Origin of the sequence: Serratia sp. (in: enterobacteria) (genome assembly GCF_046715635.1) — a bacterium.
Lineage (GTDB): Bacteria > Pseudomonadota > Gammaproteobacteria > Enterobacterales > Enterobacteriaceae > Chania.
Window position 1 is genome coordinate 1 of sequence record NZ_JBKJYW010000133.1, and the last position, 15,559, is coordinate 15,559.

The window sequence follows — 15,559 nt, forward strand, 5'->3', positions numbered from 1 at the left end:
TCCTGACGGACTGCGGATTGGATCGCGGCTAACAAGGATGGGTTCTCACCCGGATAAAAACTGGCAAAAGTTTCATCATCGGGTAGATAAAGTGGCAGTGAAAGCTGTGCCGGCGTATTCAGAAAAGCACCTCAACCAAAACTGGCAGGAAAACGCGACCAGTCTAACACAGAAAGCGACTGCTGTTGAACCCACAGTGAGAACAACGGGCTCGGAGCCAAGAGATGTGCATTTTTTAAGCGATTTACTGTTTGCACGACTAGCGTGTTCAAAAAATAACCCAGCCGCACCTCGCGGCCATTTTAATATATCTCGGCATCTGGGTTATATATTAAAGCGCAATCATTCACAATTTTAATTTAACATTAATCCTAGCATAATCCTCTCTATTCTCTCTATTACCGAAAATGCGATCAACACCCTATTTTTATTAAATTCAGCACTTATAATCGCAGCCAAATAGACATAAATAGAGGGTAAGCTGATGTGTGGTTTTAAAAAAGTGATTGCTTTATTAATGACATTTTTCGGCGCAATATCTGTATCCACAGTCAATGCAACAGAATTATCCGCCTGGCCAGCTGAACAGGCCAAAGTATTAAACCAGCTTATTGCTGAACGCGCCAATAAAGGCGACTTTGCCGTGTTTGATATGGATAACACCACTTATAAAAACGATTTGGAAGAGTCGCTGCTCCCCTACCTGGAAAATAAGGGGCTACTGAAGCGGGAAAAAATCGATCCTTCATTAATTCTGATCCCCTTCAATGATAGCCTCGGTGAACCTGAAAGCCTATACAGCTACTACCATCGCCTGTGCGAAATGGACGATTTGATCTGTTATCCCTGGGCGGCACAGATATTTTCTGGCTTTACCTTACGGGAGTTAAATCAACATGTTGACGACCTGATAGCGCTGAAAGAGAAAATACCGGCCAACTTTATCCACAACAATAAATTACACCAAAAGGAGGTAGAGCCACCACGCCCATTGCGCGGCATGCAACAACTGTTTGCCAAGCTGCAAGAAAATGGTATTGAGGTCTACATCATGAGTGCCGCACACGAAGAGCTGGTACGCATGGTCGCCAGCAACCCGAAATATGGCTACAACGTCAAACCGCAAAATGTGATTGGCATTAATACGCTGTTGGCAAACCGCAAAACCGGGGAATTGACTACGGCACGTAAGCAAATAAAAGCAGGCCACTATCAGCCAGAAAAAAACCAGGACTTGACGATAACGCCGTACATTGTCAATCCAATGACCTGGTTTGAAGGCAAAGCGGGCAGTATTTTAGGCTATATCGATCAGTGGAAAAAACCGATTTTAGTCGGCGGTGATACCCTTTACTCCGATACCTATATGTTATTCAACAGCACCGACGCGCAAATCGGCCAACGGCTCTGGATCAGCAGAAACCCGGCAACGTTAAAACAGTTGGCACAACTGCAACAGGATGCTGTCGCCCAGCAGAAAAAAGCAGGACAACCCGCCACCGCTGATAAAAATTGGCTAATCGTTAACCAGCAAGATATTGAGTAACGATTGAACGGACACGGCGAGTCACTCGCCATCCTGATAGATAAACCAGTCTATTTTGCTGCAAGGTTTGTCTTATCTGGCAAAGCTGCTCTAAGATAAATAGCGCAAACTCAAGATGACCGAAAGGAGCTAGACCGTGAAAGCGTGGAATAAAGTACTATTGGCCTCAATGGTGGGTTTACTGCTGGTGGGCTGCGATGATGCCAAGGTCGATTCCCATCTGGATAAGGCCAAAGACAGTGCCGAGCAAATGAAAGATGCGGCGGAAAAGAAAGCGGATCAACTGACCGACGATGCCAAAGCCAAAGCGGATGAGATCAAGCAAGCCGCAGCGGCCCAGACGGAACAGTTGAAAGACCAAGCCTCCACCATTAAAGATAGCGCAGCCAAGCAGGCGGATGCCCTCACTGATGAGGCCAAGGCCAAAGCCGCAGCGATCAAACAGGATGCAAACCAACAAAGCCAGCAACTGATCGATCAGGCGAAAAACATCAAAACTGATGCGATTAACGGAGCTAACGATCTGGCACAGCAGGCCAAGGCAAAAACCGAACAGCTCAAGAACAGCATGGACAATAAGTCTCAACAGGCAGACGGTAAAACCGAACAACCGGCCCAGCCCGCCAACCAATAAACAGATTTGTTCTGTATGGGCGCGGCACACACGCTGCGCCCGCTTAAGCTACCGCCCCTCATTGCTTTCCCGCCCCCTACTTCGATTTACCAAAACCGATGTTAAATGTCTGATATGCCCTCCATCAACTGGACTTGGCCAAACCCACTGAGGGCGTATGACCAAAGAGTTATCAGTAATGTGAAGATTAACGCCAAATTAAGATTTTTCTTACCAATAAAGTGCTCGCGGCAGCAGCTAAACCTGCCAATAAAAAATGGTCTAAAAACCCCAAAAGTTAGCTTGATCATTTTGTTGGTTAATAGCGATCGCCAACCGTTAAATCATAATTCATTCTTGAGTCACGATGGAAACTGCCTCCCCTATAGCTACCCTGATAATTTATCCCGAACTTATGTCAATTCAAAAGTGCACAGCAGAGAGGCCATATGTCAAAGCCCAAGCAAACATATAGTGAATGGTTTGGCGGGTGACACAATATGCCAGGTTGGCAAACAAGGTTATCTGGTAGACCAGGCCGATACCACACTATTGTACTGTACTCGCATCTGATGCACAGGCAATATAAAGAGCCGGAGTAAGGGTAGTCCTCCTCCTGTTCCTCTTACGATCCCAAGGCCGCCAACGCCATACCTGTTAATTCCGTCGCACCAACAATGCCTCAGGAACAATAATGTTGATGAGCAACACTGACACCTCGTTGCATCACTCTGTCCTATTGGATTAAATATTGTCGGGTTTTACTTATCAAAGTGAAATCGAAAAACAGACATCAAGCCCAATATTCTATACTCATGATAGGCCCAGAACTCAATCATGATAAGACTTTACAGTGGATAAGAATAATCCTATCATTCTAGGTGGATTTTATTACTCAGAGGATTGAGATGGTTGGTTACTACTTGATAGATAAAAAGATAGTTTACAATATTGATAACGGGGAAATTTTCAACCTTGATAAGCCAGAAGTAAAAGTAAAGCTTTCTAACCCTGCGGCTAAATGCTTACAGAAAATCATTGATGCAGATCATCAAATTGTCTCTCCAGACGAACTTATTAATGACATTTGGGGACAGAAAGGCATCGTTGTCGGCACTAATACCCTCTATCAGCATATCTATATCCTGAGAAAACACCTTTGCTCTCTGGGATTAGATAAAAACATTATTAAAACAACTCCGCGTTCCGGGTTCAATATCCCACTAGAGTTTACTATTGAGCCATGCCAGGATGAAGTTGAATGGGTAAAGCAAGAAAATCATCAGAAACAGCACCATCAGGAGGAAGAAACACCGGCATTAGCAATCAATGAGTTGCCCAAGAGAAACTCTCGTTTTCTAAAAAAACGCAGCATCTATTATTTAGTGATAGTTTTCACCCTCATAATCTCCTCATCATTTTATATTTACAACACCAAAAACACGCAAGAAATCAACTATTTATTAATGGGAAAACATCAACACTGTAATATATACGGGAAAGATGATAAATTTACCTTATTATATATTAAATCAAGAATTGACATGTACAACATACAGTGCAACGAATTAGGGAACCCGTCTTTATATTATTTTGGAAATACCGAAATCAAAAGAGAATCAATCTTCTTATGTGATAATCGCATTGATGGTGATGCTAGAAGTAATTGTAAATCATATCATTGGACTGGCTATGAAAACTAAAGTTATTATTCCATTAGTAATATATGCTATTCCGGCCGTGTTGTATTACTTTTTTTACTCAGAAAATAAAACAGAAAGTATCTCTTGTGAGTCTAAATTTTATTATAAATATCATGTGCCAAAACCTGAAGTCGTCGCTAATTATAACATCATCATAAATTTAAAAGGTGACAGCAACAGAGATGATGGAAGAGGTAAAGTCTCATTAACTGCAAACTTTTATGATGGGAAGGACACATACTATATCAGGCGTGATATTATCGTCAGCTACCAAGTTGACGATAAAGGGTTGTATTTTTTTAAAACCCTTTATATCAATAAGTATGCCCGAGATACCATCCCTGAAAATATCGAAAAACGCCTGGTGCCAGATGTTTTTGCTAAAATAAACACTTTATCAGGCTACACCATTCGCCCGGCAGGTAAGCAAGGGTATTTTATCTATGAAACCGATATTCCGGTCTTTTACTGTAATCGGTTATAACCGGGCAACCTTTGGCAGATGCACTACCCTGTTGCCCAATTACCCGTGCCCACAACCCGCCATCAAGGCACAGAAAGCGAGACGGCTAACAACCCCTCACAGGGCTTACAAGGGGGCTGCCAAGCGGGCGAAGCATGCAGCGCCCCTACGGTCGAACATGTTAGCCCCCTACAAATTCAGCTACATTGCGACTTTGTTATCAATCTGTTTTGCGGACCTGGGTGCTATCAAGAAACATTGCCTGGTCATAAAGCCAATATTCCCACCGTTAAGGTGAGTAATATTGGCACAATCATGACCATCATGCTCGTTCAACTCTCAGGCTAATAGGCCTTGGCCACTTATTTATGATCCAGCCGCTCTTCCGGCACATCGATCACTTCTTCTTCCTTGCGGTATAGGCTGATCAGTTTAAACAGCAGGCTCAGGCCGACACCGACGATGGTCGCCAATGCCATACCTTTCAACTCCGCCGCACCGATATGCACTTTCGCGCCGCTAACACCGATAATCAGGATCACCGAAGTCAGGATCAGGTTCTGCGCCTTGTTGTAATCCACCTTGGACTCGATCAATACGCGAATTCCCGAAGCACCAATCACGCCATACAACAACAGGGAAACGCCACCCATCACCGGCACCGGTACCACCTGGATCGCCGCTGCCAGCTTGCCTACGCAGGAAAGCAGAATGGCCAGAATAGCCGCCCCGCCGATCACCCAGGTGCTATAAACCTTGGTGATGGCCATAACACCGATGTTCTCCCCATAGGTGGTATTGGGCGTTGAGCCGAAGAAACCAGAGATCATGGTAGAAACCCCGTTGGCAAACATTGAGCGGTGCAGGCCCGGATCGCGCAGCAGGTCTTTTTTAACGATATTCGCCGTGACCACCAGGTGGCCAACGTGCTCGGCAATCACTACCAATGCCGCAGGCAGAATGGTGAAGATGGCGAACCACTCAAAGCGTGGCGTGTAGAAGGTCGGCAAGGCAAACCAGTGAGCGTCACGGATTGGCGTCAGATCCACCACGCCCATAAAGAACGACAGCGCATAGCCTACCAACACCCCGATCAGGATCGGGATAATCGCCAGGAAGCCGCGGAACAACACCGAACCTAAGACGGTCACCCCCAGCGTCACCAGTGAAATAGTGATGGTAGTGCTGTCTGCAGAGGTGCCTTCCGCCGGTAACAGCCCGGCCATGTTGGCTGCTACGCCCGCCAGCTCTAAACCGATGACGGCAACGATTGCGCCCATTGCCGCAGGCGGAAACATCACGTCCAGCCAACCGGTTCCGGCCTTCTTGACGATCAGCGCCACCAGGCAGAACAGTGCGCCACACATGATAAAACCACCCAGTGCGACCTCATACCCCAGTGGCAACAGCAGCAACACCGGTGAAATAAACGCAAAGCTGGAACCCAGATAGGCGGGTATCTTGCCCTTACAGATAAAGAGATACAGTAATGTCCCCACGCCGTTGAACAACAGCACCGTCGCCGGATTGATCTTGAACAGGATCGGCACCAGCACGGTGGCCCCGAACATGGCAAACAGATGCTGGAAACTGAGTGGGATGGTCTGGAACAGCGGCGGGCGTTCACTAACGCCGATGGCGCGACGGGTCATGGGGTGTTTTTCCTCTGAGTTAGTATCAGTTGTGTTAGCTTGGTGATAAATGCTCAATGGATTGCCAGACTTGGCAATACCAAGGGCATTAAAAAGCCGACTCTCAGGTCGGCTTATTTATTATTTGGTACCAAATATCTTATCGCCTGCATCACCCAGGCCAGGCACGATGTACCCTTTGTCATTCAGGCATTGATCGATTGAAGCGGTATAGAGTTCAACATCCGGATGCGCTTTCTCCAGCGCGGCAATCCCTTCAGGAGCCGCAACCAACACCAGCACCTTGATGCTGCTGCAACCGGCTTTCTTCAGCAGATCGATAGTGGCGATCATCGACCCCCCGGTAGCCAGCATCGGGTCAACCACCAGCGCCATGCGCTCGTCAATGTTGGAAACCAACTTCTGGAAATAAGGGACCGGCTCCAGGGTTTCTTCGTCACGATAAACCCCAACCACGCTGATACGGGCGCTCGGCACGTGCTCCAGCACCCCTTCCATCATGCCCAGACCGGCACGCAGGATTGGCACTACGGTAATTTTTTTCCCTTTAATCTGCTCAACTTCAACCGGCCCACACCAGCCTTCGATGGTGACTTTCTCTGTCACCAGATCGGCGGTCGCTTCATAGGTCAGCAAACTACCCACTTCAGAAGCCAGCTCACGAAAGCGTTTGGTGCTGATATCGTGTTCACGCATCAGACCAAGCTTGTGCTTAACCAGCGGGTGCTTCACCTCAACGATCTTCATCATTTTTCTCCTATTAAGGTGGTTGACGGCCAAAAAAATCGCCGGATTATACCGCCTTTTGCTGCCAACGCCACTACCAATAGCCGGATCGAGATCAACAAAAGAGTGATCAACAGTATAGAAGACGAAAAGTTCGAGCGGGCTCACATGGTTCTCGCAAACGTTTGCTTGCGCTGTTAGAATTGGCGCGCCTGGTTCCGGCATCACCGCCGGAAGCACCGTTCTCAAACCGCAAACCGTCGTGGGGATCGCGCAGTGACCGACAAAACCTCTCTCAGCTATAAAGACGCAGGTGTCGATATCGATGCTGGCAACGCATTGGTAGACCGCATCAAAGGTGTAGTGAAACAGACCCGCCGCCCGGAAGTGATGGGTGGGCTGGGCGGTTTTGGCGCCTTGTGCGCGTTGCCGCAGAAATACCGCGAGCCGATACTGGTTTCCGGCACCGACGGCGTGGGCACCAAGCTGCGTCTGGCGATGGATTTAAAACGCCACGACACCATCGGTATCGATCTGGTGGCGATGTGTGTTAACGATCTGGTGGTTCAGGGCGCTGAGCCGCTGTTCTTCCTCGATTACTTCGCTACCGGCAAGCTGGATGTGGATACCGCCGCCAGCGTGATCACCGGGATTGCCGAAGGGTGTAAACAATCCGGCTGTGCGTTAGTCGGTGGCGAGACCGCCGAAATGCCCGGCATGTACCACGGTGAAGACTACGACGTCGCCGGTTTCTGTGTGGGCGTGGTTGAGAAATCCGAAATCATCGACGGCAGCAAAGTACAGTCTGGCGATGCGCTGATCGCTCTGGGCGCTTCAGGCCCGCACTCCAACGGTTATTCGCTGGTACGCAAGATCCTGGAAGTGAGCAAGACCGATCCCACTACTACCGATCTGGCAGGCAAACCGTTGGCAGACCACCTGCTCGAGCCGACCAAGATTTACGTCAAATCGGTACTGGAATTGATCGAGAAAGTGGAAGTGCACGCGATTGCTCACCTGACCGGCGGCGGTTTCTGGGAAAACATCCCACGCGTGTTGCCAGAAGGGATGCAGGCAGTGATCGACGAATCGAGCTGGCAGTGGCCTGCCGTGTTTAGCTGGTTGCAGCAAGCGGGCAATGTGAGCCGTCATGAAATGTACCGTACCTTTAACTGCGGTGTCGGTATGGTGATTGCTCTGCCGCAAGAGTCGGTAGAAAAAGCCATCGCAATATTAACCGCCGCGGGTGAAAAAGCCTGGCAGATTGGTAAACTGACCGCTTCTTCTGACGAACAACAAGTGGTCATCCAGTGATGAAAAAGATTGTGGTGTTGGTCTCCGGCCAGGGGAGTAATCTCCAGGCGCTGATCGATGCCTGCCAACAGGGCCGGATTGCCGCCACTATCGTGGCGGTATTCAGCAATAACGCGCAGGCTTATGGCCTGCAGCGTGCCGAAGAGGCTGGCATTGCCGCTCAAGCGCTGGATGCCAAAGCCTTTGCCGATCGCGAAGCCTTTGACGCCGCGCTGGCGCAGGCCATCGACCAATACCAACCCGATCTGGTGGTACTGGCCGGTTATATGCGCATCCTCAGCAATGCCTTTGTGCAGCACTATGCCGGGCGCATGCTGAATATCCACCCTTCCCTGCTGCCGAAATACCCAGGATTACATACCCACCGCCAGGCTATCGACAACGGCGACGCCGAACATGGCACTTCGGTGCATTTCGTGACGGAGCAGCTCGACGGTGGCCCGGTGATCCTGCAAGCCAAGGTACCGATCTTCCCCGGTGACGAGGAAGATGAAGTCATTGAGCGAGTGCAAACCCAGGAACACACCATTTACCCTCTGGTGGTGAGCTGGTTTATCGAAGGGCGGCTGGCAATGCGCCACAACGCGGCCTGGCTGGACGGCGAACGCCTGCCAGCGCAAGGTTATGCTGCCGACTGATCCGTTACTTGGCTGCTATCTAAACGGTACCTTTCACGGTGCCGTTTTTTTTCGCCTTCAATCAGCTGCTGGGGTTATACTTTTGCCAGATTACTGATACCTAGGAGACTGTATGTCGAGCACCACCAACGTCAGGCTACGCCCGCTGGAGCGGGAAGATTTGGCGTTTGTTCACCAGATGGATAACAACGCCAGCGTCATGCGCTACTGGTTCGAAGAACCTTATGAAGCCTTTGTTGAGCTTTCCGATCTGTACGATAAGCACATTCACGACCAGAGCGAACGGCGTTTTATCATCGAGCATGAAGGGGCCAAGGTCGGGCTGGTTGAACTGGTTGAGATCGACCATATCCACCGCCGTGCCGAATTCCAGATCATTATCGATCCAGCGCATCAGGGCAAAGGTTACGCCAGCACCGCTGCCAAACTGGCGATGGATTATGGCTTCTCGGTACTTAACCTGTATAAACTGTATTTGATCGTCGATAAAGAAAACCCGAAGGCGATCCATATTTACAGCAAGCTGGGCTTTGAGGTGGAAGGCGAACTGATTGACGAATTCTTCGTGAGCGGCGCATACCGCACCGTGCTGCGTATGTGCATCTTCCAGCCGCAGTATTTGGCAAAGTTCAAGACTGGCCAGTCTGGCGAGAAACCTTTGGTTAAATAACAGCAAATCGGGGAGATATTCTTCTCCCCGAAGATCTCAGAATTACTTAGCGCCCAAATAATCCCATTTCCCCACTTCCACTCCCTGATTACGCAGGATGTTGTAGGCGGTGGTCAGGTGGAAATAAAAGTTGGGAATGGCGAAGGTCAGCAGGAAGTCTTGCGCGGTGAAGTGGAAATCGCGCGTTTTACCTTTTATCTCAATGTTGCGGCCATCGGCCTCGGCAAAATCGGCCGCCTGGAAACCCTGCACATAGGCGATGGTTTTTTCGATACGCTGGTAGAGCTCGGCAAAGCTGGCTTCGTTATCCGGTATGGACGGCACTTCCTGCCCGGCTAATCTGGCCACTGCGCCTTTGGCGGCATCGCTGGTAATCTGTACCTGCCGCAGCAGGGGGAACATATCTGGTGCCAGTCGGGCATCTAACAGTACGTTTTCAGCCTGCTGCTTCTGCTGCAAGAACTGCTCACCTTTTTTCAGTAACGCCGACAGGGTCTGCAAACCACGGACAAACTGCAATGGGGAATGGGCATAAATCGATAAAGACATACAACCTCCAGATGTGAATGACCAGCCATCTTACGCCGGTTGCCAGAGTATTGTCGTTGAGTTGTTTGACAGGTTGTGTCCGCTCCCAATATTCATGCACAAAATCAATTTAGCCTTAATAATCACACAAATAAACAATTTGCGTGGCCACTTCAGATTATCCTTGGTTGGTCAACCGAGTGGTGAATTAGGCGACAATATTAGGTATCATCACTCGCTACTACGGATAGCCTAACAGGAACCGTCACGCTGGCTGCCGCCTGGCATCCCGCACTTTCGCGGCGAATGGACTTCTAACGGCCTGAAAAACATGCGTAATTACAACTTATTATGGTGTATATGGGGATTATGGACGCTGTCCATCGTTCTCTGGCTGACAGGGATCAGCTTCACCGGTATCTACATAAAACGCGCGCTGCTGGCCGCCTTGCTCCTGGCACTGTTGGCAACGCTGGCGTTTATCTACAAAATAACAAGGACGAATCAAATGCTGTCATTCAATAAGAAAAATAAAGCCGTTAATGAGGAAAAAGCGCAGGAGTTGATCGATCAGCCCGTGCCTCAGCTGGCTGCTCACTCTGAGCCAAACGCCCTGCCTGAAGTTGCCGACGCCATCAAGCCAATCCGTGCCAAGAAGGACACCTTTATCTCCAATGGTGCACTGTTCACCGGCGTGATCGAAGGCGATGGCAATATCATTGTCGAAGGCCGGGTTGAAGGAAACATCATTTGCAGCCACATGGTGCGCATTGAAACCAGCGGCCATGTCAAAGGTGAGATCCGCGCCCAGCAGATCATGATCAATGGCCCGGTTGAAGGCAGTTGCTTCGCCGACTCGCTGTCAATCCAGCCTAAAGGCAGCATGCGCGGGGATATTTTCGCCGACGAAATCTCCATCGAGAAAGGCGGCCTGTTTATTGGCCAGTCGCAGCTGATGCAAAAAACGCCGGCTCAAGCCCAGCCCACTCAGGCAAAAGTGACCGCATTGAAAAAGGTTGAACCTGAACAGCAGGAACAACTGGCCCCACAGCCGAGCAAGCAAGCTAATTAAACTCCTCGCCCGTCAACCATAGCGGCCAGTGATGTAATCCTCTGTACGGCGTTGGCGTGGCGAAGTGAAAATCGCATCGGTATCGTTATATTCCACCAGCGTCCCCTGGTGGATAAACGCCGTATAGTCGGAAACCCGCGCGGCCTGCTGCATGTTATGGGTCACCAGCACCACGCTGTAGCGCTGTTTCAGTACCGAAATCAGCTCCTCGATGGTTAAGGTGGAAATCGGATCCAGCGCAGAGGTCGGCTCATCAAGCAGCAACACTTCCGGTTCAACCGCGATCGCCCGTGCAATCACCAACCGCTGTTGTTGGCCGCTGGACAGGCGGAACGCATTTTCCCGTAGCCGATCTTTCACCTCGTGCCACAGCGCGGCAGCGCGCAAAGATCGCTCCACTGCTTCATCCAGAATGCGCCTGTCACGGACGCCCTGTAAGCGCAGGCCGTAAACCACGTTTTCGTAGATCGATTTAGGGAACGGGTTTGGCCGCTGGAATACCATGCCAACGCGCCGCCGCAAAGCGGCAACATCAATCTGCGGGCCGGAAATGGTTTCGCCATTCAGCTGCAATTCGCCGTCAATCCGGCAGCGATCCACCAGATCGTTCATCCGGTTAAAGCAACGCAACAGCGTCGACTTGCCGCAGCCAGAGGGGCCGATCAGCGCCGTCACCCGATGTTTGGGGATACGCAGGGAAATATTGTGCAGCACCTGCTTGTCACCATAAAACAGATCCAGGCCGTTGACCGCCAGCGCGGTATGCTCATCGGCAAGATGCTGGACATCCAACCGGGGTAGGCTGCCCGGCGTTATCAGACTCATTTGGCACTCCCTAAAAGATCTCATCGTGTTACTGCGACCATACTTTATACCGCTCCCTTAGCGAATGCCGGATGCCCATTGCCGTCAGGTTCAGCCCAACGACGATCAGCACCAACAGGAATGCCGTGGCAAACACCAGTGGCCGCGCCGCTTCTACGCTGGGGCTCTGAAACGCCATATCGTAGATCTGGAAGCTCAGGTGCATGAATTTACGTTCCAGGTGCAGATAGGGGAAAATATCATCCACCGGCAGTACCGGTACCGATTTCACCACGCCAACCAGCATCAGCGGTGCCGTTTCCCCCGCCGCTCGTGCTACGGCCAGGATCAGACCGGTCATCATTGCCGGTGCCGCCATCGGCAGCACGATCCGCCATAGCGTTTCCGCTCGGGTGGCTCCCAGGGCCAACGATCCCTGGCGTAGCGAAACGGGAATACGCGACAGCCCTTCTTCAGTGGCAACAATCACCACCGGCAAGGTCAGCAATGCCAGGGTCAATGCAGCCCACAGCACGCCCGGTGTGCCGAACGTCGGGTTCGGCAAGGAATCGGCGTAAAACAGCCGATCGAGCGAGCCCCCCACCATATAGACAAAGAATCCCAGACCAAATACGCCGTAGACGATCGACGGTACCCCCGCCAGATTCACTACTGAGATGCGGATCAGTCGCGTCAGCAGATTATTGCCGGCATATTCGTGCAGATAGACGGCGGCAATCACGCCAAACGGCATCACCACGACCGACATCAGGATCACCATCAGCACGGTACCAAAGATCGCCGGGAACACGCCTCCTTCGGTGTTGGCTTCCCGCGGGCTGTCGGTCAGGAATTTTTGTATTTGCTTGGTCCAGTGCGCCAGCTTCTGCCCGCTGCTCATGTCGTTGGGATACCAGGCGTCGCGCACCTGGCTCAGGGCAATGGTATGAACCTGCCCGTGCATGTCGCGCAGCAGCAAGGCATCACGCTGGCGATCGCGTTCCAACCCTCGCAGTTTGCCCGCAAGCTGGCGGTATTGGCGTTGTAACTCCTGCCGTTCGGCACGGATAGAGGCTTGCCAGCGTGCATCCAGTTTATTCTCACGCTGCAGGCTCTTTTCATGCAGGCGTAAATGTTCAAATTGTTCATTAATCCGCGCCATATCGCGGAACTGAATATCGCGCGCCTGCCGCGTCAGCGCCGCAATCTGCGGCAAGCGCTGTTGCAACGCCTGGCTCAGATCGCTGCCGGTCAACGGTTGGCCATCTTCCAGTAAACCCGCCAGGTAGCCGTAAGCGGTGCCGTTGCTGTTACGCTCCAACACTAATAAATCGCGTGGGGTGGTCATTTTACTGACGTCACTGGCCAGCAAAGTACGAAAATCCTGCCCTTCGCTTTCCCGGTTACCCACTTTGATCAGGTAACGGATAAAGCTTTGCGCTTCCCCTGGCGGCAACGCGACACCGGCATCTTGCAGCTGCTGACGCGAGATCGTCTGCCGCTGATACAGCTCCCCCACTACCGTTACCGGGCCTGCGGCCGTCTGATTCAGCTCGAACTGATAGACCGGGCTGGGCCAGAAATAACGCGTCCCCTGCCCGGCCAACAGCAGCAAAATACCGATCAGCGCCAGCAGGCTGATGGCTACCGATGCCGCCGTCAGCCAAATCCACGGGGAGCCGCTTTTCACCCAGCCTCTCATGGTGTCTCCTGGTTCAGCGTATAGCGCTTACGCAGGCGTAAACGTACCGCTTCCGCCAGCGTGTTGAACATAAAGGTAAAGATAAACAGCACCAGCGCAGTCAGGAACAGCACCCGATAATGGCTGCTGCCCGTGACGGCCTCTGGCATTTCGATCGCGATATTGGCCGCCATCGCCCGTAAGCCCTGGAACAGGCTGCCGTCAATCAACGGCGTGTTGCCAGTGGCCATCAGCACGATCATGGTTTCCCCCACCGCACGGCCAAAACCGATCATCAGCGCGGAGAAAATACCGGCACTGGCGGAAGGCAACACTACACGCAAAACGGTTTGCCACTGGGTGGCCCCCAGGGCCAATGAACCCCGGTTAAGCGAGGCTGGCACGCTGAACAACGCATCCTCTGCCAGCGAAAAGATAACCGGCACCAGTGCGAAGCCCATCGCCACGCCCACCACCAACGTATTGCGCTGATCGAAGTCCTCACCCAGCCAGAAATGCAGCGGCTCGCCAAACAGCTTGAGCTCCAGCCAAGGCCCAACGGCAAGCGCCAGCCAAACGGTCAGCAGCACCACCGGTAACAGCAACAGTAAATCCCAACCTGGTGACCAAGGCCGCGCCGTAAATCGGTTAACCAGCCAACTGCATAACAGCACAACCCCGGCCAACAGAAACGGTAAAGCCAATACGGCCAGCAGATAACGCTCAATCATCGGTGCCAGCCAGATACCGGCCACCAGCCCAATCACCACCGTGGGTAAAGCGCCCATCACCTCGACCGCCGGTTTGACGACCCGCCTTAACCCTGCCGACATAAAGCAGGCGGTATAGATCGCCCCGGCCAGTGCCAGTGGGATGGCAAATAACATGGAGTAAGCCGCCGCCTTGAAGGTGCCAAAGATCACCGGCATCAGGCTGAACTTAGCTTGGTAGCTATCTTCACCCGAGGTGGATTGCCACACATAGGCCGGTTCAGGGTAGTTCTCATACCACAGCCGCTGCCACAGCGAACGCCAGGTGACGTCTGGATAGAGATTATCCACGGCGTACTGCTGCCAACCCTGGGCGGTTTCCAGCAATAGCCCATCGCCACGTGGGGCAAACGCCATCTGTTGCACGTTGACGGGGAGCTTGCCCTTCAGCAACGGCGTCGACTGGATACTGGAAAACAAGGCGAACTCACCCTGCGGCTGCAAGGTCGCGAATACCCGCCGATACGGTTCGGCCACCAGCAACTCCTGTGAGGTAGTCTGATGGGCAAATTGCTGTATCGGTGCTAACTGATAGCGCTGGTTTTTCTCCACGTCAAACCATTCACGCAGGCTACCGTCGCCAGCCTGGATCAATAATGCGCTCCCCCCTGGCAACGCCGTCAGGCGATAGGGAGGATGTTCACCCAGGGTGCGTGTCTCACGCAACTGCAGCTGCGCCCCTTCAATCTGATAGCGGGCCAGTTGGTTGCCGGTTAACAGATAAAGCTGGCGACCATCCGGCGTTAGCAGCAGTTGTTGTGGCGTGGCGGCCAAAGGGATTTCCGTGGGTTGGCCCTGAAGCGTCGGGTTGAAACGCCCAAACAGCAATCGGTTATCGTCCGTTACCGCCGCCAGCAGGAAGTTACCCTGGCGGACTTGCGCCAGACTTAACAATGTCAGTGCATGCCCATGGGGATCCAACCCAAAGGGAGCCTGCCCCAGCGGAAAACGCCACTGCGGCTCGCCACCGCCCGCCGGTGCAAAATCGGCTTGGGCAACTATCAATCTGCCATCCACCCGTGCCAGGGCAAACAGGTCACGCTCCCCAACCGCCTGAGCCAATAAGGTAGGCTGGCTCAATAGCGTTTGTTGTGACGGGTTATGGTCCGGCGCCTGCAACCGATAAAAACGCCCTTCACCCTGGCTATCAATGCGATAACCAATGCGCTGTTGTACGTCCATCCCAATAGCCAGCGCCGGGGAGGTATGGGCCATTGGCAATACGCGTGAAGTACCTAGCGAGGCCGGTTTGAACAGCGGTAAAACCGAAAGCAATAGATAGACAAAGATCAGCATCAGCGTCATCAATACCAGCAGCCCGCTGACGGTCACGGCCCCTTGTACGCCACGATCAACGTGCGCACGCAGGCGATCCCGGG

At 52.0% G+C, this 15,559-nt stretch carries 15 protein-coding genes and 1 pseudogene; 8 read left to right on the plus strand and 8 right to left on the minus strand.

Annotated features, from left to right (window positions below; translation table 11 throughout):
- Positions 1–122 (minus strand): annotated as a pseudogene (locus tag ACLQ7H_RS06465) (DnaA regulatory inactivator Hda); the annotation flags it as partial.
- A 232-nt stretch (positions 123–354) separates the two neighbouring features.
- Entirely contained in the window at positions 355–627 is a 273-nt protein-coding gene (locus ACLQ7H_RS06470) for a hypothetical protein (RefSeq protein WP_411751960.1), read from the minus strand.
- A gap of 16 nt (positions 628–643) precedes the next feature.
- On the opposite strand from ACLQ7H_RS06470, the gene ACLQ7H_RS06475 reads away from it, so the two are divergent.
- The 4 genes from ACLQ7H_RS06475 to ACLQ7H_RS06490 all read left to right on the plus strand — a co-directional run bounded on the left by ACLQ7H_RS06475 (position 644) and on the right by ACLQ7H_RS06490 (position 4,346).
- Positions 644–1,546 carry a haloacid dehalogenase-like hydrolase gene (locus ACLQ7H_RS06475; RefSeq protein ID WP_411751961.1) on the plus strand — a complete coding sequence of 301 codons (903 nt, stop codon included), beginning with the start codon at positions 644–646 and terminating at the stop codon, positions 1,544–1,546.
- Between the two features lie 136 nt (positions 1,547–1,682).
- A complete protein-coding gene (locus tag ACLQ7H_RS06480; protein ID WP_411751962.1) occupies positions 1,683–2,180 on the plus strand; it encodes an E3 ubiquitin--protein ligase in 498 nt (165 codons plus the stop codon).
- 887 nt (positions 2,181–3,067) lie between these two features.
- The gene (locus ACLQ7H_RS06485) at positions 3,068–3,862 is read left to right on the plus strand and encodes a winged helix-turn-helix domain-containing protein (RefSeq protein ID WP_411751963.1); all 795 of its coding nucleotides are present in this window, start codon (positions 3,068–3,070) and stop codon (positions 3,860–3,862) included.
- Positions 3,852–4,346 carry a hypothetical protein gene (locus ACLQ7H_RS06490; RefSeq protein WP_411751964.1) on the plus strand — a complete coding sequence of 165 codons (495 nt, stop codon included), beginning with the start codon at positions 3,852–3,854 and terminating at the stop codon, positions 4,344–4,346. The genes ACLQ7H_RS06485 and ACLQ7H_RS06490 overlap by 11 nt, the downstream gene beginning before the upstream one ends.
- Before the next feature lie 341 nt (positions 4,347–4,687).
- Here ACLQ7H_RS06490 and uraA read toward each other — a convergent pair whose 3' ends face one another.
- Positions 4,688–5,977, minus strand: coding sequence for a uracil permease (gene uraA, locus ACLQ7H_RS06495; protein WP_411751965.1), 1,290 nt, complete (start codon positions 5,975–5,977; stop codon positions 4,688–4,690).
- A 120-nt stretch (positions 5,978–6,097) separates the two neighbouring features.
- Complete coding sequence (gene upp, locus ACLQ7H_RS06500; protein ID WP_024484908.1) at positions 6,098–6,724, minus strand: uracil phosphoribosyltransferase; 627 nt, start codon at positions 6,722–6,724, stop codon at positions 6,098–6,100.
- 255 nt (positions 6,725–6,979) lie between these two features.
- On the opposite strand from upp, the gene purM reads away from it, so the two are divergent.
- The 3 genes from purM to speG all read left to right on the plus strand — a co-directional run bounded on the left by purM (position 6,980) and on the right by speG (position 9,325).
- Positions 6,980–8,017 carry a phosphoribosylformylglycinamidine cyclo-ligase gene (gene purM / locus ACLQ7H_RS06505; protein WP_021807122.1) on the plus strand — a complete coding sequence of 346 codons (1,038 nt, stop codon included), beginning with the start codon at positions 6,980–6,982 and terminating at the stop codon, positions 8,015–8,017.
- Entirely contained in the window at positions 8,017–8,655 is a 639-nt protein-coding gene (purN, locus tag ACLQ7H_RS06510; protein WP_411751971.1) for a phosphoribosylglycinamide formyltransferase, read from the plus strand. The genes purM and purN overlap by 1 nt, the downstream gene beginning before the upstream one ends.
- A gap of 112 nt (positions 8,656–8,767) precedes the next feature.
- Entirely contained in the window at positions 8,768–9,325 is a 558-nt protein-coding gene (gene speG / locus ACLQ7H_RS06515; RefSeq protein WP_411751966.1) for a spermidine N1-acetyltransferase, read from the plus strand.
- A 42-nt stretch (positions 9,326–9,367) separates the two neighbouring features.
- On the opposite strand, the gene ACLQ7H_RS06520 is transcribed toward speG, so the two are convergent.
- Positions 9,368–9,874 (minus strand): DUF1993 family protein, encoded by a 507-nt coding sequence (locus ACLQ7H_RS06520; protein ID WP_411751967.1) that lies wholly within the window; start codon positions 9,872–9,874, stop codon positions 9,368–9,370.
- A gap of 310 nt (positions 9,875–10,184) precedes the next feature.
- On the opposite strand from ACLQ7H_RS06520, the gene ACLQ7H_RS06525 reads away from it, so the two are divergent.
- A complete protein-coding gene (locus ACLQ7H_RS06525; protein WP_411751968.1) occupies positions 10,185–10,925 on the plus strand; it encodes a bactofilin family protein in 741 nt (246 codons plus the stop codon).
- A gap of 12 nt (positions 10,926–10,937) precedes the next feature.
- Here ACLQ7H_RS06525 and pstB read toward each other — a convergent pair whose 3' ends face one another.
- The 3 genes from pstB to ACLQ7H_RS06540 form a co-directional block, all read right to left on the minus strand.
- Positions 10,938–11,750: a phosphate ABC transporter ATP-binding protein PstB gene (gene pstB / locus ACLQ7H_RS06530; RefSeq protein WP_065686551.1), complete on the minus strand. Its 813-nt coding sequence runs from the start codon at positions 11,748–11,750 to the stop codon at positions 10,938–10,940.
- 28 nt (positions 11,751–11,778) lie between these two features.
- Complete coding sequence (gene pstA / locus ACLQ7H_RS06535; RefSeq protein WP_411751969.1) at positions 11,779–13,431, minus strand: phosphate ABC transporter permease PstA; 1,653 nt, start codon at positions 13,429–13,431, stop codon at positions 11,779–11,781.
- Positions 13,428–15,559, minus strand: a 2,132-nt coding sequence (locus tag ACLQ7H_RS06540) for an ABC transporter permease subunit (protein ID WP_411751970.1), incomplete at its 5' end; no start/stop codon positions are given. The genes ACLQ7H_RS06540 and pstA, both read right to left, overlap by 4 nt.